Below are 25,918 nucleotides of genomic sequence, written 5' to 3'. Positions count from 1 at the left end.
TTACGCAGAGATACACAAAGAATATTTTGCCACGAATTTCACTAATTTCCACTAAATTTAAGTAATGCTATTTTGAGTTTCGATTTATAAAAATTCGTGAAATTAGTGGCAAAAACAATATAATATGAACTTACATCACTTATATGGTTTTATTTTCCTTTTCCTGTGTCTGAATGTTTTCGGACAAAGTCAGGAGGATAAAATATATAATGCTGTTGACAGTTTTACCGCGAATCCTTCCACGGAAGCGTTGCAGAATTTAAGAAACATAGAAAGTGATTTCTGGAAAAGTGCCAAGACCAAAACCAAAGATGAATTGTTGGCAATTGTCATTTTAAATTGCAACAAAGCGTATTATGAAAATCAGTTTGGACAGAATTTAGATGCGGTGAAAAGCTACGAAAAAGCTTGGATGATTTACCAGAAAAACAAACTTAAAAATTATGATATAATTGAATTCTGCCTGAAACCTTTGGGCAATTTATATACCGTTTTGGGCGATTATGAAAATGCCGAAAATACGATAAAACAATATTATTTTATTGCCAGCCAGGAGAAAAACAAGAGCCAAAAAACGGCCGCCATTCTTAATCTTTCAAATGTTTATCAAAATACTGGTAACGTTTATAAAGCAATAGAATTGATTGAAAAAACAATCCAGACCGAAAAACTTTCTGCTGTTGAAAAAGGTCTATTATTGAATAATTTGGGAACAAACTATGTTTTATCTTCTAAAAAGGCTGAAGCTGAAACTTCATTTTTGAAAGCGGTTTCTCTTTTAAAAAATGACAAATCGCAAACCGAAACTTTAGCAAATGCATATCGAAATCTGGCTCAGTTAAAAGTAGATCAAAACGATTTTAAAAAAGCTTCTGAATTTTTCGAAAAGGCGAAAACTGAATTCAATAAAAATCCGAAACGGGAACCTCGAAAAATAGGGCAATTTTATTATGAAGCCGCTTTTATTTCTTTTTCTGAAGGCAATATTGTTGATGCTCAGCAAAATCTAGAAATCGTTTTTAAAACACTTCTTCCTAATTATTCGGCTTCCAAAAATAGGCTCCCAAATGGGAATTCGCTTTATGCCGAAACGGTTTTATTAGATGCTTTAGATTTGCAGGCCTTAATTTATTTAACCGAAAATCAGCCGAAAAATGCCTTGAAAAGTTATGAGCTTTCTTTTAAAATCGAAGAAATGATTCAGTCGCTTTTGGTTTATGAAAATTCAAAAATTATAACACAAGTAAGAAACCGAAACAGAACAGAAAAATGCATTGAAATTTATCTTTCATTGTTTGAAAGAGAACGAAAAATGAATTATATCGAAAGTGCTTTTCTATTGTCTGAACAAACAAAATCGGTTGTTTTAAAAAAGCATCTTAAAAATATTGAAACGATTTCAAGAGAAGAAAAACTGATTTTGCAACAGCTTCAAAATTGGAATACCGCCATTTTGAAAGAACAGCAAAAATTAGAAGCGGCTAATATTTCTAAAATCAATGAAGCCGTTAAAAAACAGAATGAATTGATGCTGCTTTTGAAAACAAAGCAAAACAAAACCGATCAGAAAAAGAGTGCTGAATTGGACTTGGCTAAGTTATATAACAAACTGGAAAAAGACAATGCGGTATTACTGGAATATTTTTTTGGAAGTCATTGCATCTATAATTTCATTCTCGAAAACAAAAAAATCACACTGCACAAAATTGAAACAGCTGATAAGGAATTGCTTTCATTCATTGACTTTTTTAAAGATCCATCTGCAATTGCCAACAATCCTAAAAAGTATAATGCACTTGGAAATAAAATCTATCAGAAACTTCAAATTCCAAAAGTTGAAAAACATAAAAATTTGATTCTTGTTCCAGATGGAATTCTGTCTTTTCTGCCTTTTGAAGCTTTAATAAGCGAAACCTCAAACACAACCAATTTTACAAAAATGCATTATCTGCTGGATAAGTTTGATGTTTCTTATAACAATTCTGCAGAATTATATTTGAACACAAATCCGCTTTCAAATGGCAAAAAGAATATTTTAGGTCTTTTTCCAATTTTCGAAAAAACCAATTACGAACTTCCTTTTTCGAAAAATGAATTGCAATCTATAAAACATAATTTTGACGGACAGTTTTTTGAGAATAAAAATGCTGATTTCTCAAACTTTAAAAACAGCGCAATAGGAAAATCGATTATACATCTCAGCACACATGCCTCTTCGGGCGATCTGGAAACTCCGGCAAGCATCAAATTCTACGATCAAGAAGTTTTATTTTCTGAATTGTATAATTTACAGCTCAATCCTGATTTGGTGGTTCTGAGCGCTTGTGAAACCGGAATTGGAAAACTCTATAAAGGCGAAGGTGCTCTTAGCGTAGCAAGAGGTTTTCAGTTTGCGGGAGCACAAAATCTATTATTTTCTTTGTGGAATGTAAACGATTATACAACTTCTGTTTTCATGGATTATTTTTATAAAGAGGTAAAACATAATTCGTCTTTTGCACAGGCAACGGCAAATGCAAAAAGGGAGTTTTTAAAAGATGAAAACGTTCCAAATGCAAAAAAGTCACCTTATTATTGGAGTGCTTTTGTGTATTATGGCACTCTTGAAAAGCCTGAAAAGCAACCCAATTATATGTTGTATATCATTAGTTTTTTGGCGATAATTGGCTTATTTTTGGTTTTCAATCATTACAGGAATGGAAAATCTTCACCAAATTCTCAAAATAGAGAAGTACAAAAAAATAAAGTTTAAAATCACCAAAACCCAGCATTTGCAGATAAAAGCCAAAATAAACGGCATTTCTGGAAATTTCATTTTAGACACTGGCGCATCCAATACCTGCGTAGGCTTTGAGTGTATTGAACGCTTCGAACTTTCTGCTAAGAACTCTAAAACAAAAGCTTCTGGAGCAGGCGGAACTGGAATGACAACACAGATTTCGTCTCAAAATAAATTGCAGTTAGGAAGCTGGAAAAGCAAAGATTTCAGCATCGTAATTTTTGATCTTTCGCACGTAAATGAGGCTTTAGAATCTTTTAAGGCAAAAGCTGTTCATGGCATTATTGGCGCTGATGTCCTATTGGAAGGAAAAGCGATTATTGACTATTTTAATCATTATTTGTATTTGAAATAGAAATTCCAATCAAAAAAAATTCAAATTCCAACTAAAAAGTCTTCAGTAAAATGAAGACTTTTTAGTTTTATAGTATTTCCTGACTCTCGATTTCTGTTTTCTGAATGGCGTGTTTTTTCAATGAAAAATAAGCAACAATAGTACTCAACAACATTAAAACTCCACCCAAAATAAAAGGTGCTCCAGCAAATTTAAACGGCGCATCGTCGTGTGTGAAAAAGTAAAATGTATTAGCCATCATGGGCGGACCAATAATCGAAGAAGCACTCATTAAACTAGTTAAAGTTCCTTGAATTTCTCCTTGTTCACTTGGCGCTACTTTACTTGCTACAACAGATTGCAATGCCGGACCAGCAATTCCGCCAAGGCAATAGGGAATTAAAAACACAAACATCATCCAGCTTTCTGTTGCAAAAGCAAATAATAGCATTCCGATTGTGTATAAAGCTAAACCAATGTAAATGCTTTTCTCATTTCCGATTTTTGGATTGATGTAACGAACTAATCCTCCTTGGACCACTCCAACCAATAAACCTATTATTCCCAATGAAATTCCGATCATTCTTTCATCCCAATTAAATTGATAGATGGTAAAGAAACTCCAGTTGCTTTGCACCGCATGAGAACCCACATATAGTAAAAAAATGGCAACAATTAATCCGATTAATGTTGGGTGTTTTCTTAAGCCTAAAATGGCTCCAATGGGATTGGCACGTTTCCAATCGAATGGTCTGCGGTTTTCTTTTTTAAGTGATTCAGGTAAAATGAAAAATCCGTAAAGGAAATTAAGCATGCACAGAACTGCAGCCGCATAAAAAGGAACTCTTGAACCGTATTGTCCTAAAAGACCTCCAATAACAGGTCCGATGATGAATCCTAATCCAAAAGCAGCACCTACTAAACCGAAGTTTTTAGCTCTGTTTTCAGCCGTACTAACATCGGCAATATAAGCGGAAGCAGTTGTAATACTCGCGCCTGTTATACCCGCAATAATCCTTCCGACAAAAAGCCAGATAATAGTTGGCGAAAATGCCAATAAAAGATAGTCTAATGAAAATCCGAAAAGCGAAATTAAGATAATTGGCCTTCTTCCAAATTTATCACTTAAATTTCCAATTACAGGAGCAAATACAAACTGAGTTATCGCATACGCGAAAGTCAACCAACCGCCAATTTTTGCGGCTTCGCTGATGTCTCCGTGAATCAATTCTTCGATTAATTTTGGTATTACAGGAATAATAATTCCCCATCCTGTAATGTCTATTAACATAGTTATGAAAATAAAACCAATCGCTGCAGATTTGTCTTTTTGTAGCATAATATTTTTTGTAAGGTGATGCAAATAAACAGATTTTTCAATTAACAATAAAAAAATCCCAAATCTCAAACGGTTAAATTCCAAAGTTCAAATTCCAAATTCCAATTGAAAGAGCTCTTTTTTTCACGCAGATTTAAAAAAGATTTAAGCAGATACACGCTAATCTTTTCCTATTAATCTGCGTGAAAAATTTTTAAAGAATCAATAAAAAACCCAAATTCCAATTTGAAGAACTTAGTATTGAATTATTAAAACTGATATATTTTTTCACGCAGATTTAAAAAAGATTTAAGCAGATCAACCCAGATTTTTTCTAATTAAATCTGCTAAAATCTGTTGAATATGCGTGAAAATTTTTAAAAGAATCAATAAAAAAATCCAAATTCCAATTTGAAGAATTTAGTATTGAATTATTAAAACTGATATATTTTTTCACGCAGATTTAAAAAAGATTTACGCAGGTCAACCCAGATTTTTTCTAATTAAATCTGCTAAAATCTGCGTGAAAAATTTTAGTATTAATTAAAAAAAATCCCAAATTCCAATATGAAGGAATCTGAGATTTTTCATTGTGAAATTCCGAATTCGGGCTCGGAATTTCACTATCAAAAATTAAAACTATTAATGAGTGTGTTTAGGATTGAAACCGTCTTCGCTTAATTCTGCTGGCGTATAATCCGCGTGCATTTCAGCTTCGTAGTCGATTTTTTCGCCTTTAGAGAATTTTCTAATGATTTTCTCCATAATATCATAGATTACAGGAACCACAATTAAAGTAAGGAATAATGAAGAAATCAAACCTCCAATGATTACCCATGCCAATCCATTTTTCCATTCAGCTCCTGCTCCAGATGCCAATGCAATTGGGAACATACCAAACACCATCGCAATTGTTGTCATCAAGATCGGACGTAAACGAGCGTGGTTTGCCTGAATCAAGGCATTTCTGATTGATTCTCCAGCCGCTCTTCGCTGATTGGTATAATCCACAAGCATGATCGCATTCTTACACACCAGACCAATCAACATGATTACCCCTAAGATGGTAAAGATATTTAAAGTATTGTTTGTTAATGCCAAAGCAAATAAAACTCCAATGAACGAAAGCGGAATAGCAAATAATACGACAAACGGGTGAACGAAACTGTCATACAATCCAACCATTACAAGGTAAACCAAAATAATAGCTGCTAATAATGCGATTCCTAAAGTACCAAATCCTTCCGATTGGTTCTCTTGGTCACCACCCCAGATGTAGTTAACTCCAGTTGGTTTTTGCAATTTATCTAATTTTGCCTGCCATTGCTGAACGATTGTTCCTGCTGGCACCCCAACGTTCTGACCTTGTACGGTTACAGAAGCTGTTTTATCTCTACGCTCTAATTTACTTGGTCCAGAACCTTCAGTAATTGTTGCAAATTGATTTAATTTAATCTGCTGACCAGCATTGTTGATGAAAATCAAGTTACTAACGTCAGTGATGTTTTTTCTATCAAATTCGTTGTATTTAATGTTGATGTCATACTCGTATTCACCAGCTCTAAATTTACCATCTGTGTTACCACTGTAAGCAGTCTGCATGGTTAAACCAACTGTTTGAAGGGTTAAGCCTAAAGCAGCCATTTTATCTCTGTCAACTTGAACGTTGATCTCTGGGTTTCCGTCCTCAACTGTTAATTTAATCTCAGTTGTTCCAGGAATGGTGCGTAATTCAGCTTCAGCAAGTTTAGCAAATTTCATGGCACTTTCTACGTTTGGACCTGTTACGATCAAACCTAAAGTGGCATCTTCTGCTGTACCTAAGATACCGACTGGAACTGTTTTTACTTTTGCTCCAACTAAAACTTTTTCTAGTTTACGTTTTACTTTTGCAGCGTATACGTTGGCATCATCTGTACGATCTTTTTGATCGATCATTTTAACGTCAATCTCTGCTTTGTATGCAGTTGCCTGAGCTGCTCCTAAACCTTCACTGGTTTGTCCAACTGTTGTAATTTGGCTGAAAACATATTTCTCTCCTTTTAAGAAAGCTTCTGCTTTTTGCGTCATAAAGTTTGTCTGTTCTAACGAAGCGTCTTTTGGCATCTCGATTTGAACCAAGAACTCACCACTATCAGATGATGCGAAGAACTCTCCTCCAATGTATCCGCCTCCCATTAACCAGAAGATCGTTCCAAAGAACATTACCACAATAGCAACCATTGTTTTAATATAGTGATCTAAACACCAGTTTAATAAGTTCGATACCCAGTCAGTAAAACGAGTTAAGTAGCTTTCAAATCCAAGGATAATTCTTCCGAAAAGATTTTTACCTTCAATATGCTCTAATTTTCCGAAACGTGATGATAACCACGGAATAATCGTAAATGAAGCCAATAATGAGAACATTGTAGAAATAATTACTGTAACACAGAATTGTGTAATAATGTTTGACACTAATCCTGTACTCATTGCGATCGGTAAGAACACCACCACAATTACTAAGGTAATCGAAGTTACGGTTGCACCAATTTCTGCAGTTCCATCATAAGCGGCACGAATTCGGCTTTTACCCATCTCCATGTGTCGGTAAATATTTTCAAGTACAACGATCGCGTCATCCACAAGAATACCAACTACAAGAGATAAACCAAGTAAAGACATTAAGTTAAGTGTATAACCTAATAAATAGATTCCAATAAATGTTGCAATCAACGATGCTGGAATAGACACCATTACGATCAATGAGTTTCTAATACTGTGCAAGAAGAACAACATTACGAATGCTACCAGAATAACCGCAATTAACAAGTCATGTACAACAGAATCTGCAGCTTCAAGAGTAAAGACTGTACTATCTTTTGCTACTTCTAATTTTAATTGAGCCGATTTATAATCGTTCTCTAATGTTTTAATTGTTTTAATCAACTGCTCACTTACCGCAACGGCATTCGCATCTGATTGTTTTACAATTTGAAGTACAATTGCACTTTTTTGATCTACACGCGCAATTTTCTCTGCAATTTTTTGCGTATCCTGAACATCTGCAATTTCTCCTAAACGAATTTGAATTCCGTTTTGAGAAGAAACCACTAAGTTTCTTAATTCGTCAACATTTTTATATTTACCCGCTAAACGGATTAAGATTTTTTGATTACGAGTCTGGATGTTACCCGTTGGGAAATCCAAGTTTGAACTCAAAATGGTCTGCTGCACTTGAGGAACTGAAAGTCCATAACCTTGCATTTTTACTGCGTCAAGGTTTACCTGAATCTCACGCTCTTGACCACCAATAATGTTTACCTGAGCAACCCCTTGTACACGAGATAAAACTGGAGCAATCTTTTTATCGATCAAATCGTAGAAAGCTGCTTCGTCCATTTTACCATTCGCACCAAGCGTCATAATTGGTAAATCACTCAAAGAGAATTTAGTCAATGACGGCGGATCCGCATCTTCTGGCAAATCACTCAAAATCGCATTGATTTTACGCTGTGCATCATTCATCGAAATATCAACATTCGCATTTGAAGTCAATGTGATTGATACAATCGAAAGACTCTCGTAAGACTTCGAGTCGATTTTTTTGATATTTTCAAGAGACGCAATCGCATCTTCAATTTTCTTTGTTACTGTATTTTCAACCTCACTTGGAGAAGCTCCAGGATAAACAGTTGAAACCGTAATTACGTTGGTTTCGAATTTTGGGATCAGCTCGTAGCCTAATTGGCTGTAACTGAACAATCCACCTAGTGTCAGAATCGTAAACAATACAATTACTAACGACGGACGTTTTATGGATATTTCGGCTAATTTCATATATTTTTTCTTTATGCTTTAAGCTGTAGGCAGTAGGCTTTAAGCTTTTAAATTGCTTATAGCCTATCGCTTAATGCTTATAACCAAATAATTATTTAATAATTTCTACTGTATTTCCGTCTTGTAGGTTGATTTGACCTGTAACAATTACAGTTTCTCCGTCATTTAAACCGCTGATAATTTCAACTTTATCTCCTAAAATTCTTCCAGCAACTACTTTTCTTAATTTAGCAACACCGTTTTCTACAACAAAGATTTCGTTACTGCTCACACTACCAACAAATGCATTTCTAGGAACTACTTTTAAGTTTTGTTTTTGGTTTGTAGAACCGAAAGTTGCAGTTCCGTACATACCTGCTTTTAAGTCATTGCTTGCATTGTTTGTAATTTCAATTTCAACAGGGAAATTTAAAGATGCATCTGCTTTTGCAGCGATGAAAGTAATTTTTCCTGAGAAAGTTTTGTCAGGATAAACGCTAGCAGTAATATTTACTGTGCTTCCTAATTTTAAGCTTGCTACTTGAGTTTCGTTTACAGTAACATTCAATTTTAATTTAGAAACATTTACGATGTCAAATAAGGCTGTTGCTGGCATTCCAGCTAAAATAGAACCTGGTTCAATATATTTTTTGTTGATATATCCGTTAATTGGCGCTTTTACTCTTGTATCTCCAACATTGATTTTTGCTTGAGTATAATTAGATTGAGCGTTAGTCAAAGCCAATTTTGCCTGATCTAATTGCTGTTTTGTAACACCGCCAGTTTTAAAAGCGTTTTCATATCTAGCATAATCAGATTTTGCATTTTGGTAAGCTGCTTCAGCTGCCTGAGCATTTACGTTGATAACGTCTCCTCTCACTGTTAAAAGAGTTTGTCCTACTTTTACATAGTCACCTTCTTTTACTAAAACACTAATTACTTTTCCAGATTTTTCAGCAGAGAAAGTCAATTCCTGAATTGGCACAAAGTTTCCATTAGCAGTAAAAGCCAAATTAACATCTTCTGTTTTTACTGTTGCTACTTTTACAGAAACTGCTGCGTTTTTTTCTGCTACAATTGCAGTTTTCGCTTCGTTTTCTGCTTTGTTCTTATTTAAAATGTAGCTCACTCCAAAAAAAGCTACAATTATGATTACGACTGTTATAATTATTTTCTTCATTGTAATAATTTGTTATTTAGTAAGAGATTTAAGTTCGCCTTTTGATTTGATTAGAGATATTTCGGCAATTTTATAATTTAAAACCGCTCTTGTAAAGTTATTTTGAGCTTCAAGTGATGCATTTTCTGCGTCTAGCAAATCGGTTAAAGATGCTAAACCTTGAAGGTAATTGTTTTTAGTGTTGCTTAGAATTTCTAACGCTAAACGCATATTTTCCCTTTGGTTTTCAATAGTTACAAGATTATTATTAATCTGCGTCATTGCATTTCTATAATCTAAATCAAGAGAAAGTTTAGTGTCTTTGATATCTTCTTGCAGTTCTCTAATTTGAACATCAGCTTGTCTAACTTTGGCACGGGTTCCGAAACCAGTAAAAATTGGTACGTGCAGGTTTAAAGCAACAGCTGAGAAATCCGACCAATACACTCCTTTATCTGGTTTTGCAAACCAAGGCATTTCTGGTCCTTGTCCGATATAGTTATAACCTGCGGATAGTGAAAGCGTAGGATAATAACCTGCTTCAACCGCTTTTTTATTGAATACTAAAAGTTCTTCTTGTTTTTTCAAAAGCAAATATTCTGTTCTGTTTTCAATATTTGGCTCTTGTGTCAAAGCAGCTGGTACAACTTCAAATTCTTCTTTTGGCATAACGATTTGAGTTTCTATAGGCATACCCATATAAAACTTTAATGCATTTTCCTGTAACTCGATCTGATTTTTAACCTGCTGACGATCTGTATCAATGTTAGACAATTTTACGATAATACGGTCTAAATCAATTTTTTTAGCTAAACCGTTATTAAACTGACCTTGAACGATGTCGCGAACTTTTTGAGTATTTACGTAGTTACTGTCTAAAAGAATAAGTCTTTCTCTTTGCACATAAACTGAATAGTAGTTATTTGCAACTCTTTCAATAACTTGCTCTTCAGTTAACTGATCATTTATTTGATAAAACTCACGAGTCGTTTTTGCGGCTCTCAAACCTGTAAAAACAGATTGATCAAATAATGCTTGAGTTAAAGAAATCCCTGCAGTTGATGTCCATTTTTGACCAAATGCTGCCTGAATCGTAGTTCCTGGTGCGCCGAATGCAGCTCCATCAATAACCGTTGTCTGAATTACCGGATTATAAGTTAAATTCCCGTTTGCACTAATTTGCGGTAAAGCTCTCGAACGTATTTCCTGAATCTGATACTCACTATTTTCTACCTGAAGTTTTGCTTTTTTAGCATCAGCCTTATTTTGAAGCGCATAATTGACCGCGTCTTTCAGGGTTAAAGTGGTTTGTGCGTTGACAGAGAAGCCAATGGTGCACAAAAATATAAGAAGGATTCTTTTCATAAGTAGTTAAATATTTATTTTTAAATTTTGAGATAGTATCGTCATTTTCCTTCCTCACTCAGAATAATGGCGATTGAATATATTTGGATTAATTATTTATTCTTTTTAGCTGTTTTTCTAATTCTTCGACTCCTTTTTCAGTAGCCATTGCACGAGTATGATATTCTAATGCTTCAAGCTCAATTCTTTGCGCCTCGCTTTCAGAAACCGTATTTTCGTTAATATGAAAAATGAGTGTATAGTAAAACTTAACATATATTTCTACATTTAGATCACTTCTGTAAAGTCCTTCGCGAATTCCTTTTTCGATGTTATCTCTAAAACATTGTGTACACTGGTCGATTTCGAAAGAAAGAATATTTTGGTAAATCTCAGGATAATGTTTTTTTAACTGATAAATTGGAGACGTGTCTGCATTATTTTTAAACATGTCGCGGAACATTTCTCTGATCTCAAAATTCTCATGAATAGCATTATAATTCTTCGCTATAATGGTATCCATAATTTCGTGAACTTGTCTATGAACCATTGAGGTACTTTCTTCAATCAAAACTTCCTTATTGCAGAAATATTTGTAAATCGTTTTTTTTGAAATACACATTTCACCTGCAATATCATCCATCGTAACACTCTTAAAACCAAGCTTCAAAAATAATTCACTTGCTTTTGCTATAATCTTCTCTTTCATTTTAAATTCTCGATTGCATCACAAATATACTTTGGAAACTAAAATTAAAAAAATAGTTTCCTTATTATTTGTAATAATTTTACATCAAATTATTGATTTGGTAAGATTTATATGCTAAATTCTAAATTTGCTATAAGTTTAATATCTTTACCTAAAGCACCTCCCGAAGCATGGTTGAAAGAACTGTAATCTAAACCAAAGTCCTCACGTTTGATATTTCCTTTGATTTCAAAAGCTACTTTCTTTTCTCCGTTATAAATATTTTCTCCCAGAAATTCAGCATCTAATTCAACTACTCTAGTAATATCTTTTATAGTTAAATCTCCTTTGAAAAAATTGATGTTCTGATTTACTTTTTGAAACGATGTCGATTTGAAACTGATGATCGGATGCTCATCTTCTTCAAAAAAATCCTGAAGCTGTAAATAAGCATCTATAGATTGGAAACTTTCATTTTTGTTGTTGATGTCTAATGAGAATTCGACAGAAGCATCTTCAATTTCATTATCTTCAATATTCACATACCCATCAAATTTATTTGCATCTCCTCCCAAATAAGCAGTTCTTGATCGTCTCATTTTCAATAAAACATCTGACTGGCTAGAATCTAAGGTCCATTTTGTTTTCATAAATACTTGATTTAATTGATTTTACGAATCATTAAAACTTTTCACGGAAACTTTTATAGTATTCTAAGTTTCCATTTTATCGCTGCAAATATAGACAGGAAACTTTGAATACCAAAAAAGTTTCCAAGTTTTTTGATTTTTTTTTTAACATATTAGAAATGAGAAAGGTTAAAAGCCCTTTTTAATGATCTATACGCTTTTAACATTTCATCTCCAGAAATTAATATTTGAATTGTATCTTTGGGGCTCGAAATCAGAATTCATTATGCACGATATAAGTCAGTACCAGGATTTTTTCATTAATTATCTACAAAGCCAAAACATACATAAAGAGCCTAAAAATCTTTACGAACCTATAGAATACATTTTAGGACTTGCCGGAAAACGTATCCGTCCAGTTTTAACATTAATGGCCGCAGAAGTTTTTGATACTGAGTACCAGACGGCACTTCCGGCAGCAATGGCAGTTGAAGTTTTTCATAACTTTTCGTTGGTTCATGATGATATTATGGATGATGCGCCTTTGAGAAGAGGACAAATTACCGTGCACGAAAAATGGGATTTAAATACGGGAATTCTTTCTGGAGATGCCATGCTTATTTTGGCATATCAATATTTCGAACAATACGAACCAAGTGTTTTTAGAAACTTGGCCAAATTATTTAGCAAAACAGCTCTTGAAGTTTGCGAGGGACAGCAATGGGATGTAGATTTTGAAACTCGCAAAGATGTTACGATTCCTCAATACCTTAAAATGATTGAATACAAAACAGCTGTTTTGGTGGCGGCTGCCATGAAAATGGGTGCCATTGTTGCTAAAACTTCTGAAAAAGAAGCTGATTTAATTTATGATTTTGGATTAAATTTAGGTTTGGCTTTCCAACTTCAAGACGATTATCTAGATGCTTTTGGCGACCCAGAAACATTCGGAAAACAGGTTGGAGGAGATATTATAGAAAACAAAAAAACGTATTTATATCTGAAGGCTTTAGAATTTTCTTCTGATGAAAAAGCTTCTGAATTAGAAAAATTATTCACGCTTCAACTGGAAGATAATACAGAAAAAATAGCAACCGCTAAAGCCATTTTCAACGAATCCGGAGCATCAAAAGCCACTCAGGAAGCAATCGAAATGTACACTTTTAAAGCTTTTGAAACATTAGAAAAAATGGAAATAAGCAATGAGAAGAAAAACGTTTTGAGAACTTTCGGAGAAAATTTAATGGGACGTAAAGTTTAAAAACTAGCAATTCAAAAATCAATTTCAATAACAAATTCTACAATCATAAATCAGTAATCTAAAATCTAAAATCATATGTTTGTAGCACCAGCAAATACCGAATCATTATTAGCGCAGGCGCAAGCAGAGACTTTATATCTGAGTCTTATTGAACAGCTTAATAAAGATTTTAATTTAGCGAATGAAGGAATTGATTTTCCAATGAGCATTTCTCCAGATGAATTAAAAATTCAGCTTCACGAAAAAGTCTATAGAATGATTCAGTATAAATTTGCTGAATATTTAAATCTCCTTTATATCATTGACGTTCCCGAAAATGAAATCAAACAATTAGATGGTTCTGATTTAGTCATTCTTGCTGAACAAGTTGCTTTCTTAATTTTAAAAAGAGAATGGCAAAAGGTTTGGTTTCGAAATTATTATAAATAAGGTTCTAAGTTTTTTCAATACTTATATCTCATCCCATACATATAACTTTTCATTTTCTTTTACATCTATCTCATCATTTTTATCTAATGGAATATATTTACCATCTTCCAAAATAAAAACCTGTTCGTTATTTAAAATTTTATTTAGTTCTTTAGTCAATAGCTCTAGCTCTTCATTTAGGCTATTTCCTCCTGAAGCTCCAATGTGAAAATGCCAATCACATTCTTTATTATGATTTTCAAAGCCAATGGTTATTTCCAAATCATAAGTCGCTACCCACAAAAATCTGTTTCCTTGGATACTTTTAATAAAACAATCAAAAGATTGATCTTTTTTAAAATCAATATTTCCTACAAAATCAGGATAATTCTCTTTTAAATATTGCAAGGTTATTTTAGAAAATAAAGCTTGGTCCACTTAAATATTTTTTTTTACAAATTGAAGACTTAGAATCTTAGCATCTCAGTCCCGATAGCAATCGGGATAGCAACTTAGAAATACACTCTCACAAAAGGCATAAATCCGGAGCCGTAAAGACTTTTATTGGGATCATAAAGAACATCGTAACGTGCTCCAATTGTTACATTTTTTGTTCTATAACCTGCTCCTAGATATAAAGCTGTGTTCCAATAAGAATCAGAAAAACCTGGATGATAATAATTCTCTTCATAGTCAGTATCAACCCTAACCTGCTCTAATTCAGCTGACAACTGGATTTCGGGGATTGGATTTACTAAACCTATAAGACTTCCTCCCCAAACGAAAGATTCGTAATAATTTTTTTGATATAAATAGCCAAATTGAAGACCCGCTCCAACTGCTACAATTTCGTTAACATTGTAAATGGCGCTTGGCATTACCGATATATTGGTATATCCTGAACCAAATCCGAGACCTAAACCGCCTCCAAATTGAACTTTATCCCAAAAATGGTTACTATTGTCAATGACATATTTTTGTTGTGCAATACTATAACTTGAAAATAAGACAGCCAAAATCACAAAAAAATATCTGCAATCGATTGAAAATTGAATTTTATTCATAGTTAACGTTTATTTTAACAAATTTTTACGTAAAAGTACGTAAAAAAAAGATTTAAATAAATGCGATTGTTGTACTTTTGCCTTTCTATATAACAAAAAAGTATATTCACTCATATTATGGATAGGTTTTCATTTTTAAACGCAGCGCATACTGAGTTTTTTGCACAATTATACGATCAATATTTAGTTAACCCAGACAGCGTTGAGCCTAGCTGGAGAAGTTTCTTTCAAGGTTTTGACTTTGGGCAAACGACTTATAATGACGAAAATCCGGTGCAAACGATCGTTGAGTACGTGACTAGCGATAACACAGATTACAGTCAGATTTCTGAAAAACTAAAGAAAGAATTTAACGTTCTTAAATTAATTGACGGATACCGTACGCGCGGGCATTTATTCACGAAAACAAATCCTGTTCGTGATCGTAGAACTTCATCTCCAACTTTGGATATTGAAAACTTCGGATTATCTACAGCAGATCTTTCAACTGTTTTTGACGCTGCTCAAACAATCGGAATGGCGCCTTCTTCATTGCAAGATATCGTAAATCGTCTAAAAACTATTTACTGCCAGCATATCGGTATTGAGTATATGTACATTAGAAATCCTAATGTTGTAAAATGGATTCAGGACAAATTAGCTGTAAATACAAATCAGCCTAATTTCTCTACAGAGGAAAAGAAAATAATCTTAAATAAATTAAACGAAGCCGTTTCTTTTGAGAACTTCCTTCACACTAAATATGTTGGACAAAAACGTTTCTCATTAGAAGGTGGAGAATCTATCATCCCAGCTCTTGACGCTTTAATTGAGCAAGCTGCAGAAAAAGGTGTTGAACAATTCGTAATGGGAATGGCTCACCGCGGTCGTTTGAACGTTTTGGCAAATATCTTCGGAAAATCTACTCAAGACATTTTTGGTGAGTTTGATGGAAAAGACTACGATCAAGAGTATTTTGACGGTGACGTAAAATACCACTTAGGTCTTACTGCAGACAGAAAAACAAGATCTGGAAAAAGCATCAATATCAATTTAGCGCCAAACCCTTCTCACTTAGAAACTGTTGGAGCGGTAATTGAAGGTATCACAAGAGCAAAACAAGAAAGACATTTCCCAGAAAATATTTCAAAAGTATTGCCAATCGCTGTTCACGGTGATGCGGCTATCGCTGGTCAAGGTATTTTGTATGAAATCATTCAAATGTCTTTATTGGACGGATACAAAACTGGTGGTACAATTCACATCGTAATCAACAACCAAGTTGGATTTACAACAAACTATTTAGATGCTCGCTCATCTACTTACTGTACAGACGTTGCCAAAGTAACGCTTTCTCCAGTATTACACGTAAATGCTGACGATGCAGAAGCTGTTGTTCACGCGGTATCTTTTGCATTAGATTACAGAATGCAGTTTGGACGTGACGTATTTATCGATTTATTAGGATATAGAAAATACGGACATAACGAAGGTGACGAGCCTCGTTTCACTCAACCTGTTTTATATAAAATCATTGCTAAACATAAAAACCCAAGAGACATCTATGCTGAGAAATTACTTTCAGATGGTGTAATTGATGCTTCTTATGTAAATGCTTTAGAAAAACAATACAAATCTGCTTTAGAGGAAAATTTAGAAGCTTCTCGTAAAAAAGATTTAACCATTATTACTCCATTCATGAAAAACGAATGGGAAGGTTTTGTTCAGGTTACAGACACGCAAATGCTTCAAAAAGTTGATACTTCTTATCCAAAAGAAAAATTAACTCAAATTGCAAATGCACTTTCTAATTTGCCTGAAGACAAAAAATTCATCAGTAAAATTCAAAAATTAATCAACGACAGAAAAACAATGTTCTTCGAAACTAATCTTTTAGATTGGGGTATGACTGAGCATTTAGCATACGGATCTTTATTACAAGAAGGTTTTGATGTTCGTATTTCTGGACAAGACGTAGAAAGGGGAACTTTCTCTCACCGTCACGCTGTAGTTAAAGTTGAAGATTCTGAAGAAGAAGTAATCTTAATCAACAGCTTAGAGGACAAAAAAGGAAACTTTAATGTTTACAACTCTCACTTATCTGAGTACGGAGTTTTAGGTTTTGATTACGGATATGCATTGGCAAGTCCAAAAGCTTTGACAATCTGGGAAGCACAATTTGGAGATTTCTCTAACGGAGCTCAAATTATGATTGACCAATACATTTCTTGTGGTGAAGATAAATGGAACAACCAAAATGGTATTGTTCTTTTATTACCTCACGGATACGAAGGACAAGGTGCTGAGCACTCTTCTGCTAGAATGGAGCGTTATTTACAGCTTTGTGCAAGACATAATATGTATGTTGCAGATTGTACAACGCCTGCTAACTTCTTCCACTTATTAAGAAGACAATTAAAAACAAATTTCCGTAAACCGCTTGTAGTATTTACTCCAAAAAGTTTACTACGTGATCCAAGATGCGTATCTCCAGTAGAAGATTTAGCAAATGGAAGTTTCCAAGAAACTATTGACGATACTACAGTTAACAAAAAAGATGTTAAAACATTAGTTTTCGTTACTGGTAAGTTCTACTATGATATTACTGCAGAAAGAGAAAACAACGGAAGAAAAGACGTTGCTGTTGTTCGTATCGAGCAATTATTCCCTTTCCCAGTTGAGCAGATTAAAGAAATCATTGCACAATATCCAAATGCAGATGACTATGTTTGGGCTCAGGAAGAACCTAAAAACATGGGAGCTTACAGCTATATGTTAATGAACTTTGATCTAGTAAAATGGAGATTGGCTTCATTAAAAGCATATTCTGCTCCAGCATCAGGAAGTTATACACGTGCTAAACGCCGTCATGCTGATGCAATTAGAATGGTATTCGATAAAAATTTATTTAGATAATTAAAAAATAATTGTTTCAAGTTTCATGTTCCAAGTTTCAAGTCTAACACCCTGAAACATGAAACATGAAACGATAAAAACCTTAAACAAAAACAAGATGATTTTAGAAATGAAAGTCCCATCACCAGGGGAATCAATAAAAGAAGTTGAAATTGCAACTTGGTTAGTAAAAGACGGAGATTATGTAGAGAAAGATCAGGCTATTGCTGAAGTTGATTCAGATAAAGCTACTCTTGAATTGCCTGCTGAAATGAGCGGTGTAATTACACTAAAAGCTGAAGAAGGTGATACAGTTGCAGTAGGTGCTGTAGTTTGTTTAATTGATACAGATGCTGCTAAACCAGCAGGAAGCGGATCTGCAGCTCCAGCAGCAGAAGCTCCAAAAGCTGAGGCTCCTAAGGCTGAAGTAAAAGCAGAAGCTCCAAAAGCTGAGCCAGTTCAAGCTCCAGCTGCTACAAGCTATGCAACAGGAACTCCATCTCCAGCAGCAAGAAAAATATTAGACGAGAAAAATATTGCTCCAGCTTCTGTAACAGGAACTGGTAAAGGTGGCAGAATTACTAAAGACGATGCAGTAAATGCAACAGCTGTAGCTTCAATGGGAACTCCAACTGGAGGAAACCGTGGAACTGAGCGTACAAAATTATCTATGTTACGTCGTAAAGTAGCAGAAAGACTAGTTTCAGCTAAAAATGAAACAGCTATGCTTACTACTTTCAACGAAGTAAACATGACTCCAATCAACAATATCCGTAATGAATACAAAGATGCTTTCAAAGCTAAACACGGTGGTTTAGGTTTAGGTTTCATGTCATTCTTTACAAAAGCAGTTACAAGAGCGCTTCAATTATATCCAGATGTAAACTCTATGATCGATGGAGATTACAAAGTAGGATACGATTTCTGTGATATTTCTATCGCAGTTTCTGGACCAAAAGGATTAATGGTTCCTGTTGTTCGTAATGCTGAAAATTTAACTTTCCGCGGAATTGAAGCTGAAATCAAAAGATTAGCTTTAAGAGCTCGTGATGGTCAAATTACAGTTGACGATATGACTGGAGGAACTTTCACAATCACAAACGGTGGTGTTTTCGGAAGTATGTTGTCTACTCCAATCATCAACCCTCCTCAATCAGGAATCTTAGGAATGCACAACATCATCGAGCGTCCGATTGCTGTAAACGGAAAAGTTGAAATTCACCCAATGATGTATGTGGCTCTTTCTTACGACCACAGAATCATCGACGGACGTGAGTCTGTTGGTTTCTTAGTTGCTGTAAAAGAAGCTTTAGAAAACCCATTAGAATTATTAATGAATGGCGACGCTAAACGTGCTTTAGAATTGTAATTTTTAAATAATTTTCGACAATACAAAAGCCTGTTCTTTCATTAGAACAGGCTTTTTTTGCTTAAAATTAGCTTAAGATTAGCTTAAGATGTTAATTTTTTGAATTATTGAAAATTTTATCCTTTAAAAAATATTTTATTTAGAATAAATAAAAACAACTTGTTTGATTGCTCTCCAGCAATTAAATTTGCACTATCAAAATTAATTCTAAATAAAAATGAAATTAAAATTTACGATTTCTGTTTTAACTTTTTGTTTTTTCTTATTGATGGGCAATACAATCTCTGCACAAGAAAAAGCTACTATAAAAGGAAAAATATCTTTAAATAATAATGAATCTCCTGAGGGAATTTCTCTAGCTTTAAAAGGTACAAGATTTGGAACAACTACCGATGAAGAAGGTAACTACAAAATAAAAAATGTTAAGCCCGGAACTTATACCTTAAAAGTCTCAGCTGTTGGTTATAATGCTACAGAAAAAAAGATTACAGTTTCTGAAGGACAGGAATTAACTGAAAATTTTAATATCTCATCAAACTCAGAAGAATTAACAGAGGTAGTCGTAAATGGGCGTAAGAATCAATTTGTGCGCAAAGAGAATCAACAAGTTTCAAGATTGCCACTTAAAAATCTTGAAAACCCACAAGTTTATACTACCATTACTGCTGGAGTTTTAAAAGAACAAGTAGTTACAACATTTGATGATGCATTAAAAAATGCTCCAGGCGTAACACAGCTATGGGCTTCAACAGGTCGTGGAGGAGATGGAGCAAGTTACTATTCATTAAGAGGATTTCCGGTTCAGGCAACTATTGTAAATGGCGTACCAGGTTTAACAAACGGTAGTCTAGATCCTGCAAATATTGACAGAGTTGAAATTATCAAAGGCCCTTCTGGAACTTTATTTGGAAGCAGCTTAATTTCTTATGGAGGATTAATCAATACTACAACAAAAAGACCATACAAAGGGTTTGGTGGAGAAGTAACCTATACTGGAGGGAGCTACGGACTAAACCGTGCAACTGTAGATCTTAACACTTCGCTTAACGACAAAAAAACACTTAACTTTAGAGTTAATTCAGCATACAATAAACAAGAGAGTTTTCAAGATGCTGGATTTATAGAATCATTTTTCATAGCACCATCATTATCTTATGAAGTGAATGACAGATTATCATTCTTAGTAAATACAGAATTCATGAGCAATGAAACAACAAACCCAACAATGTTGTTTCTAGACAGAGCAAATCCGTTAAGAGTTCACAATATTGCTGAATTAAAATACGACAACAACCGTTCTTACACAAGTAACGAATTAACAATCAAAACGCCTTCTTATAACATTCAGGCACAAATAAATTACAAGCTTTCTAGCCAATGGACTTCACAGACTATTTTCTCGACAAGTAATGCTAAGTCAACTGGTAATTATGCTTATCTATATGAAGGAACCAGTAATCCTGCATTTGCGTCTATTAAAGAAGGTATTGTTTTAGCAAGATTTTTCAATTATCAAGATAACAAAAACACCACTTTTGACATACAGCAAAATTTTATCGGAGATTTTAAAATCGGAAATTTAAGAAACAGACTTGTAGTTGGTTTAGATTACTACAACAGAGTTGGTCTTGATCGTGGTACAGGATATTTTGGAAATGGATATGTTTATATTGGAGACGATTTAGCATCTTTCAACGCAATCTTTGGTCCCACAAATGGCGATACAGGAAATTTAACAAAAGCTGGATCTGATGCAATTGTAGGAAACGCTCCAAGAAACAACAACAAAACAAAACAAGAAGTTTACAGCGCTTATTTCTCTGATGTAATTAACTTCACTCCTGCTCTTTCTGCAATGGTAAGTTTACGTGCAGACCGCTTTATAAATACTGGAGATGTTTCAACTGACGATGATAATTACAACCAGACTTCTCTATCTCCAAAATTCGGATTAGTTTATCAGCCAATCATTGATAAGGTATCTATTTTTGCAAACTACATGAATGGTTTTTCAAACGTAGCACCAAGCGAAAATGTAAATGGAACAGTTAGAACTCCAGTGACATTTGATCCAGAACATGCTAATCAATTAGAATTTGGTACAAAACTGAATATTTTTAAAGATAAAATTTATGCTACTTTAAACTACTACGATATTAAAGTTTCAAACATGGTTTATAGCGTTAGACCAAATGCAACTGACGTGACAAACTATCAAGATGGTGCGCAGCACAATAAAGGTTTTGAAGCTGAATTTATTGCCAATCCAATTACTGGGTTAAATATTATTCTGGGTTACAGCTATAATGACGCAACGCTAACCAAAGGAGATGCTGACTTCGTAGGATTCAGACCAGAAAGTGCAGGAGCTTACAACTTGGCAAACTTATGGGCAAGCTATAAATTCACTAATGGATTACTAAGAGGATTTGGTGTAGGATTTGGAGGGAATTATGTTGGAGACAATAAAATCATGAACCGATCAGTTTCAGGAACATTTACAATTCCAGAATATACTGTACTTAACTCTTCTTTGTTCTATAACACTGAAAAATTCGGGATAACACTTAAGTTAAACAATATCGCAAACAAAGAAATCTATGACGGATGGTCAACAATACATCCAAAAGACCCTAGAACTTTTGCAGCAAGTTTTATTTATAAGTTTTAATAAAAGTCAAACAAAAACACCTTTCTTTCATTGGAAAGGTGTTTTTTATATTTTTTAATGATTATGATTACAATTGCCAGCCTTATCGTTTTCTTAGCTTTTTACACACTGTATTATACTTCTAAAAGAGCAGTATTGTCGTATGATTTAGGTTTTGAAAAATGGATGCAGAAAAATCCAAAGCAAACCAAAATCATCGGATTGATGCTTTTGCTTTCTGCTTATGCAATGTGGCTTTTTACACAATCATTGGGTTGTGGCACTTTGATGTTTTTCATTCAGCTAATGACTGTGGGAAGTTTAATCATTATCCTTACGCCTTTAAAAAAAATAAACAGCAAGTTACTTTTGGCCTTACTCATTTTTGTTGCTGTAACTGAACTTTATTACAACTAAAATCCACTTTAAAATATGCCAGCAAATCCAAAATATCTAAATCCTTCTTTTTGGCCTCGTTTTTCCAAAATTACTGCTGCAATTTTAGGAGGATACTTTGTTTCTGTTACTTTTCATTTGGCTTTAGCGGCTTGGTTTAGCCGAAAAGATGTGTTAATCACAATGGCTTTCAGCGGTTTTATCCTTTGGGTGGCCTTAATGATTATTGCTTTCTTAGCCAAAAGCGGTTGGAAAATTTGGGGAGTTTACATTCTGCTGTCTCTACTTTTTTGTCTTTTCATTTATCTCGGTCAAACCTATAATACGGCACAATAATATTTATGAATAACCGTCATTACAATATCTATTTTCACACGCATACTGTCAGCGGAATTGTTATCAGCGTAGTTCTTTTTGTAATTTTCTTCGCTGGATCTTTTTCTTTTTTTAGAGATGAAATCATCAATTGGGAAAGAAGTGAATCTACAGCAATTACAAGAGAAATTCAATTAGATTACAATGATGCACTTCAGCATCTTGACAAAAAATATGTTTTGTACGGAAGAAATCTTACCATTTCTAAACCGTCTGTAGAAAATAGAGTTGCTGTATATATGGAAGGGACTAAAGATACCTTAGCTCCAAAAAAACAGCAAGCGGGAGAGTTCTTTTATCTAGACAATAAAAATTACAAAACCTACACTTACGAAGAGTCTTATTCATTAGGCGAACTTTTATACCGTCTTCATTTTTTAGCACAAATTCCTTATCCTGCAGGGTATTATTTGTCTGGATTTACCGCTTTATTTTTCCTATTCGCAATCATAACAGGAGTTTTATTGCATTGGAATAAAATTGTTTCTAACTTTTACATGTTCCGTCCCAAAGAAAAATTAAAAACGCTTTGGACAGATGCACACACTGCTTTAGGAATGATTGGTCTGCCATTTCAATTTGTGTACGCGGTTACAGGAGCATTTTTCATGATTAAACTCTTAATCGTAGCGCCAGCTGTAATGGCTTTGTATAAAGGAGATCAAGATAAATTATATAAGGAACTGGAATATACTGATCCAGATTATAAATTTGAAAATAAAAAATTGGCAAATCCATTTAATATTAATGAACTGGTTGCCAAAACTAAAAAGAACTGGGCTGATTTTGAAATTACTCGTGTTTTCATCCAAAATTATGGAGATGCCAATATGCACGTTTTGGTTGAGGGCGAACTTTTAAGCCATAAAAAATTTACAGGAATTGGAAAAGTAGTATACAGAGTTTCTGACGGAAAAGAAATTGCCAAAAAAGACCCTATTGCACAAACAAGCTATTTAGATGTTGTAAAAAATGTTTTATACCGAATACATTTTGGAGATTATGGCGGATATGCCTTAAAAATTGTTAGTTTCCTTTTAGGAATTATAACTTGTTTTGTCATTATCTCTGGAGTTATGATTTGGCTTGTGGCCCGACAGAAAAACAATATGCCAGAAAAGAAAAGACGTTTCAACGCTGCTGTTGTTCGTATTTACTTGGCGATTTGTTTAAGCATGTATCCAATTACAGCTTTGGCATTTATAGGAAGCAAAATTTTCTATCCTTTAAGCCAGTCTAATTTATATGCGCTTTATTTTGGAGGTTGGCTCTTGCTGACGATTTTCTTTATCATTAAAAAAAATGACGCTTTCACCAACAAATTCTCTCTGATTTCAGGAAGTATTTTAGGATTCTTAATTCCAATTACAAATGGAATTGTTTCTGGAAATTGGTTTTGGAATTCTTTTATGGATAATAAATTTCAGATTTTCTTCATAGATGTTTTTTGGATTTTCCTTGCTGGAATTTCTTTATACACAACGTATCATTTAAAACCTAAAAAAGCAGTTTCTTAATTTTTAGCCACTAAGGCACGAAGGCGCCAAGTTTTTATTTAAAGCTACAGATTAGAAAAATGGAATGATTTTCTCTCGCAGATTTTGCAGATTAAGCAGATAAAAATATTAAAAAAAACTGCTCAATCTGCAAAATCTGCGGGAAACAAAATCTTTGCGACTTTGCGACTTTCCGAGATTTTTCTTTGACCAACACTTACCTTTACAAACAAAATGCTTTAGAAATATTTGCCCTATATAGATTTTGAGCATACTTTTACGCTTTTAATCAAAAAAATGGGATTCAAAACCAAAATACGATTTATACATAAATGGCTCGGATTAATTTCTGGGATTATTGTTTTTATAGTCTGTATTACGGGTTGCATTTTCTGTTTTCATGATGAAATAAAAGACAATACCAGAAAAGAATGGCGTTTGGTTGAACCTCAAAACAAACCTTTTGTGCCACCATCTCAACTGCAGGAAAAAGCAAAAGAAGTCGTCCCTAATAACAAAGCCACAATGATTGCTTATTATGGAAAAAACAGATCGGCGATTGTTTATACTTATTCTGACACGGGAAATCTTTACTTATATTTCAATCCGTATAATGGGAAATATCTGAAATCTGAAAATCCAGAAACTGACTTTTTCATTATTGTAGAATACATTCATTTGTATCTCCTTCTACCCGATTATATCGGAAAGCATATTATTGGCGGAGCGACCATCATTTTTATTTTATTGCTCATTTCAGGAATCATACAATGGTGGCCAAAACGAAAAAGTGACATTAAAAGAAGTTTTACCATAAAATGGTCAGCAAAATGGCGACGCGTCAATTACGACTGGCATAATACTACAGGTTTTTACATTTCTATAATAGCCTTAATTTTAGCCATAACCGGACTTACTTTTACCTATGAATGGGTTGGCGACGGAATTTATAAATCTTTCAATTTTGGAGGAGACAAGGGTGTTGAAACAAAAACACCTATAATTGACACGACCTCTTTCAAAGCAAATTCGGTTACAGCAATTGACAAAGCATTTGTTCAAACTCAGAAACTGCAGCCAAAAGCAGAAATGTTTTTTATAATGATTCCGCAGAAAAAAGGCGATATTGTCAGCACAGGTGCTTATCCGCATACGTTACGCTATGATCAGCAGAGTAATTATTATTTTCATCCGTCAAGCGGAAAATTAATCCAAAGCCAAACTTTTGATGAAAAAAGCCTCGGACTGCAAGTTGTCGAAATGAATTACGGAATACACACGGGACAAGTTTTAGATCTTCCAGGAAAAATAATAGCTTTTACTGTGAGTTTAATTGCTGCCGCACTTCCTGTCAGCGGATTCATAATTTGGTTTGGAAGAAGTAGAAAATCTAAAAAAAGTAAAGCATAAAAAAACCGTCTCATTAAAAACGAAACGGTCTTTTTATAATTGATTTTTGAAATTATGACTAATTTCTGTTTGCTAAAGCATTTTTCTGTAAACTTTTAACTGAGCTTACTTTGTTGTCTACATAAGCAACTTCGCTTAAACTGTTTTCATTAAAGTAAATCCATTTTCCTGTTTTAACTCCGTCTGTGTATTCTCCAACGGCTTTTTTATTTCCATTTTCGTCATAAGATACCCAGACACCGTCTAATTTACCGTCTTTAAAAAAGCCTTCTTGCTGCACTTTACCATTGTCATAGTAATACGTTGCTTTTACCTTATTCCCAGCAGCTTCTAATTCAGGCTTTCCTTCTTGTGCAACTACAATTCCAGAGAACAATATTGCAGCTAAAATTACACTCTTTTTCATATCTTTAGGTATTTAATGTTAAGAAATCTTTATCAAATATAGTTAATTGTTTACATTAAAAAAACTTTTGCTTAACAATTTGGTAACATAGAATAAAAACTTAACATTGGAAAAATGCATAAAATAAAAAAACCAGCGTTAAGGCACTGGTTTTACTGGT

At 33.9% G+C, this 25,918-nt stretch carries 20 protein-coding genes; 11 read left to right on the top strand and 9 right to left on the bottom strand.

The window, feature by feature from the left end:
• Positions 1 to 124 precede the first annotated feature (124 nt).
• Together GR162_RS01215 and GR162_RS01210 are read left to right on the top strand one after the other, a co-directional pair.
• Positions 125 to 2,752, top strand: coding sequence for a CHAT domain-containing protein (locus tag GR162_RS01215; protein ID WP_160780687.1), 2,628 nt, complete (start codon positions 125 to 127; stop codon positions 2,750 to 2,752).
• Positions 2,697 to 3,134: a retropepsin-like aspartic protease gene (locus GR162_RS01210; protein WP_008466159.1), complete on the top strand. Its 438-nt coding sequence runs from the start codon at positions 2,697 to 2,699 to the stop codon at positions 3,132 to 3,134. The genes GR162_RS01215 and GR162_RS01210 overlap by 56 nt, the downstream gene beginning before the upstream one ends.
• Before the next feature lie 67 nt (positions 3,135 to 3,201).
• On the opposite strand, the gene GR162_RS01205 is transcribed toward GR162_RS01210, so the two are convergent.
• The 6 genes from GR162_RS01205 to GR162_RS01180 form a co-directional block, all read right to left on the bottom strand.
• Positions 3,202 to 4,452 (bottom strand): TCR/Tet family MFS transporter, encoded by a 1,251-nt coding sequence (locus GR162_RS01205; protein WP_160780686.1) that lies wholly within the window; start codon positions 4,450 to 4,452, stop codon positions 3,202 to 3,204.
• 621 nt (positions 4,453 to 5,073) lie between these two features.
• Positions 5,074 to 8,250, bottom strand: coding sequence for an efflux RND transporter permease subunit (locus tag GR162_RS01200; RefSeq protein WP_160780685.1), 3,177 nt, complete (start codon positions 8,248 to 8,250; stop codon positions 5,074 to 5,076).
• Positions 8,251 to 8,341: 91 nt separating this feature from the next.
• The gene (locus tag GR162_RS01195) at positions 8,342 to 9,409 is read right to left on the bottom strand and encodes an efflux RND transporter periplasmic adaptor subunit (RefSeq protein ID WP_008466154.1); all 1,068 of its coding nucleotides are present in this window, start codon (positions 9,407 to 9,409) and stop codon (positions 8,342 to 8,344) included.
• 12 nt (positions 9,410 to 9,421) lie between these two features.
• Complete coding sequence (locus GR162_RS01190) at positions 9,422 to 10,753, bottom strand: TolC family protein (RefSeq protein ID WP_160780684.1); 1,332 nt, start codon at positions 10,751 to 10,753, stop codon at positions 9,422 to 9,424.
• An 88-nt stretch (positions 10,754 to 10,841) separates the two neighbouring features.
• Positions 10,842 to 11,441, bottom strand: a complete 600-nt coding sequence (locus GR162_RS01185; RefSeq protein ID WP_160780683.1) for a TetR/AcrR family transcriptional regulator — start codon at positions 11,439 to 11,441, stop codon at positions 10,842 to 10,844.
• Between the two features lie 107 nt (positions 11,442 to 11,548).
• Positions 11,549 to 12,070, bottom strand: coding sequence for a YceI family protein (locus GR162_RS01180; protein ID WP_008466148.1), 522 nt, complete (start codon positions 12,068 to 12,070; stop codon positions 11,549 to 11,551).
• Between the two features lie 265 nt (positions 12,071 to 12,335).
• Between GR162_RS01180 and GR162_RS01175 the strand changes: the two genes are divergently transcribed.
• Positions 12,336 to 13,310 carry a polyprenyl synthetase family protein gene (locus GR162_RS01175; RefSeq protein ID WP_160780682.1) on the top strand — a complete coding sequence of 325 codons (975 nt, stop codon included), beginning with the start codon at positions 12,336 to 12,338 and terminating at the stop codon, positions 13,308 to 13,310.
• 75 nt (positions 13,311 to 13,385) lie between these two features.
• A complete protein-coding gene (locus tag GR162_RS01170; protein ID WP_091128762.1) occupies positions 13,386 to 13,739 on the top strand; it encodes a hypothetical protein in 354 nt (117 codons plus the stop codon).
• A 21-nt stretch (positions 13,740 to 13,760) separates the two neighbouring features.
• Here the strand turns inward: GR162_RS01170 and GR162_RS01165 are convergent, their stop codons facing one another.
• Both GR162_RS01165 and GR162_RS01160 read right to left on the bottom strand, forming a co-directional pair.
• Complete coding sequence (locus GR162_RS01165) at positions 13,761 to 14,156, bottom strand: hypothetical protein (protein WP_160780681.1); 396 nt, start codon at positions 14,154 to 14,156, stop codon at positions 13,761 to 13,763.
• Between the two features lie 74 nt (positions 14,157 to 14,230).
• Positions 14,231 to 14,782 (bottom strand): hypothetical protein, encoded by a 552-nt coding sequence (locus GR162_RS01160; RefSeq protein ID WP_066033057.1) that lies wholly within the window; start codon positions 14,780 to 14,782, stop codon positions 14,231 to 14,233.
• 117 nt (positions 14,783 to 14,899) lie between these two features.
• Between GR162_RS01160 and GR162_RS01155 the strand changes: the two genes are divergently transcribed.
• The 7 genes from GR162_RS01155 (at position 14,900) to GR162_RS01125 (ending at position 25,352) form a co-directional block, all read left to right on the top strand.
• Entirely contained in the window at positions 14,900 to 17,677 is a 2,778-nt protein-coding gene (locus GR162_RS01155; RefSeq protein WP_160780680.1) for a 2-oxoglutarate dehydrogenase E1 component, read from the top strand.
• Between the two features lie 97 nt (positions 17,678 to 17,774).
• A complete protein-coding gene (gene odhB, locus GR162_RS01150) occupies positions 17,775 to 19,025 on the top strand; it encodes a 2-oxoglutarate dehydrogenase complex dihydrolipoyllysine-residue succinyltransferase (RefSeq protein ID WP_160781216.1) in 1,251 nt (416 codons plus the stop codon).
• Positions 19,026 to 19,242: 217 nt separating this feature from the next.
• Complete coding sequence (locus GR162_RS01145; RefSeq protein ID WP_160780679.1) at positions 19,243 to 21,696, top strand: TonB-dependent receptor; 2,454 nt, start codon at positions 19,243 to 19,245, stop codon at positions 21,694 to 21,696.
• 63 nt (positions 21,697 to 21,759) lie between these two features.
• Positions 21,760 to 22,092 (top strand): hypothetical protein, encoded by a 333-nt coding sequence (locus tag GR162_RS01140; protein WP_008466137.1) that lies wholly within the window; start codon positions 21,760 to 21,762, stop codon positions 22,090 to 22,092.
• 15 nt (positions 22,093 to 22,107) lie between these two features.
• The gene (locus GR162_RS01135; RefSeq protein ID WP_111368866.1) at positions 22,108 to 22,407 is read left to right on the top strand and encodes a hypothetical protein; all 300 of its coding nucleotides are present in this window, start codon (positions 22,108 to 22,110) and stop codon (positions 22,405 to 22,407) included.
• Between the two features lie 5 nt (positions 22,408 to 22,412).
• Positions 22,413 to 23,963, top strand: coding sequence for a PepSY domain-containing protein (locus tag GR162_RS01130; protein WP_160780678.1), 1,551 nt, complete (start codon positions 22,413 to 22,415; stop codon positions 23,961 to 23,963).
• 276 nt (positions 23,964 to 24,239) lie between these two features.
• The gene (locus GR162_RS01125) at positions 24,240 to 25,352 is read left to right on the top strand and encodes a PepSY domain-containing protein (RefSeq protein WP_160780677.1); all 1,113 of its coding nucleotides are present in this window, start codon (positions 24,240 to 24,242) and stop codon (positions 25,350 to 25,352) included.
• Positions 25,353 to 25,410: 58 nt separating this feature from the next.
• Here the strand turns inward: GR162_RS01125 and GR162_RS01120 are convergent, their stop codons facing one another.
• Entirely contained in the window at positions 25,411 to 25,758 is a 348-nt protein-coding gene (locus tag GR162_RS01120; RefSeq protein WP_066033062.1) for a toxin-antitoxin system YwqK family antitoxin, read from the bottom strand.
• Between the last annotated feature and the right edge of the window lie 160 nt (positions 25,759 to 25,918).

Origin of the sequence: Flavobacterium sp. HBTb2-11-1 (assembly GCF_009826975.1) — a bacterium.
Taxonomy (GTDB): Bacteria; Bacteroidota; Bacteroidia; order Flavobacteriales; family Flavobacteriaceae; genus Flavobacterium.
The sequence above is the reverse complement of the archived record's forward strand: the minus strand, read 5'-3'. Positions and strand labels throughout refer to the sequence as shown.

Excerpts from the sequence above, each read along its gene's own strand:
- GR162_RS01215 (WP_160780687.1), top strand. The coding sequence starts at position 125 with ATGAACTTACATCACTTATATGGTTTTATTTTCCTTTTCCTGTGTCTG.
- GR162_RS01210 (WP_008466159.1), top strand. The coding sequence starts at position 2,697 with ATGGAAAATCTTCACCAAATTCTCAAAATAGAGAAGTACAAAAAAATA.
- GR162_RS01205 (WP_160780686.1), bottom strand. The coding sequence starts at position 4,452 with ATGCTACAAAAAGACAAATCTGCAGCGATTGGTTTTATTTTCATAACT.
- GR162_RS01200 (WP_160780685.1), bottom strand. The coding sequence starts at position 8,250 with ATGAAATTAGCCGAAATATCCATAAAACGTCCGTCGTTAGTAATTGTA.
- GR162_RS01195 (WP_008466154.1), bottom strand. The coding sequence starts at position 9,409 with ATGAAGAAAATAATTATAACAGTCGTAATCATAATTGTAGCTTTTTTT.
- GR162_RS01190 (WP_160780684.1), bottom strand. The coding sequence starts at position 10,753 with ATGAAAAGAATCCTTCTTATATTTTTGTGCACCATTGGCTTCTCTGTC.
- GR162_RS01185 (WP_160780683.1), bottom strand. The coding sequence starts at position 11,441 with ATGAAAGAGAAGATTATAGCAAAAGCAAGTGAATTATTTTTGAAGCTT.
- GR162_RS01180 (WP_008466148.1), bottom strand. The coding sequence starts at position 12,070 with ATGAAAACAAAATGGACCTTAGATTCTAGCCAGTCAGATGTTTTATTG.
- GR162_RS01175 (WP_160780682.1), top strand. The coding sequence starts at position 12,336 with ATGCACGATATAAGTCAGTACCAGGATTTTTTCATTAATTATCTACAA.
- GR162_RS01170 (WP_091128762.1), top strand. The coding sequence starts at position 13,386 with ATGTTTGTAGCACCAGCAAATACCGAATCATTATTAGCGCAGGCGCAA.
- GR162_RS01160 (WP_066033057.1), bottom strand. The coding sequence starts at position 14,782 with ATGAATAAAATTCAATTTTCAATCGATTGCAGATATTTTTTTGTGATT.
- GR162_RS01155 (WP_160780680.1), top strand. The coding sequence starts at position 14,900 with ATGGATAGGTTTTCATTTTTAAACGCAGCGCATACTGAGTTTTTTGCA.
- odhB (WP_160781216.1), top strand. The coding sequence starts at position 17,775 with ATGATTTTAGAAATGAAAGTCCCATCACCAGGGGAATCAATAAAAGAA.
- GR162_RS01145 (WP_160780679.1), top strand. The coding sequence starts at position 19,243 with ATGAAATTAAAATTTACGATTTCTGTTTTAACTTTTTGTTTTTTCTTA.
- GR162_RS01140 (WP_008466137.1), top strand. The coding sequence starts at position 21,760 with ATGATTACAATTGCCAGCCTTATCGTTTTCTTAGCTTTTTACACACTG.
- GR162_RS01135 (WP_111368866.1), top strand. The coding sequence starts at position 22,108 with ATGCCAGCAAATCCAAAATATCTAAATCCTTCTTTTTGGCCTCGTTTT.
- GR162_RS01130 (WP_160780678.1), top strand. The coding sequence starts at position 22,413 with ATGAATAACCGTCATTACAATATCTATTTTCACACGCATACTGTCAGC.
- GR162_RS01125 (WP_160780677.1), top strand. The coding sequence starts at position 24,240 with ATGGGATTCAAAACCAAAATACGATTTATACATAAATGGCTCGGATTA.
- GR162_RS01120 (WP_066033062.1), bottom strand. The coding sequence starts at position 25,758 with ATGAAAAAGAGTGTAATTTTAGCTGCAATATTGTTCTCTGGAATTGTA.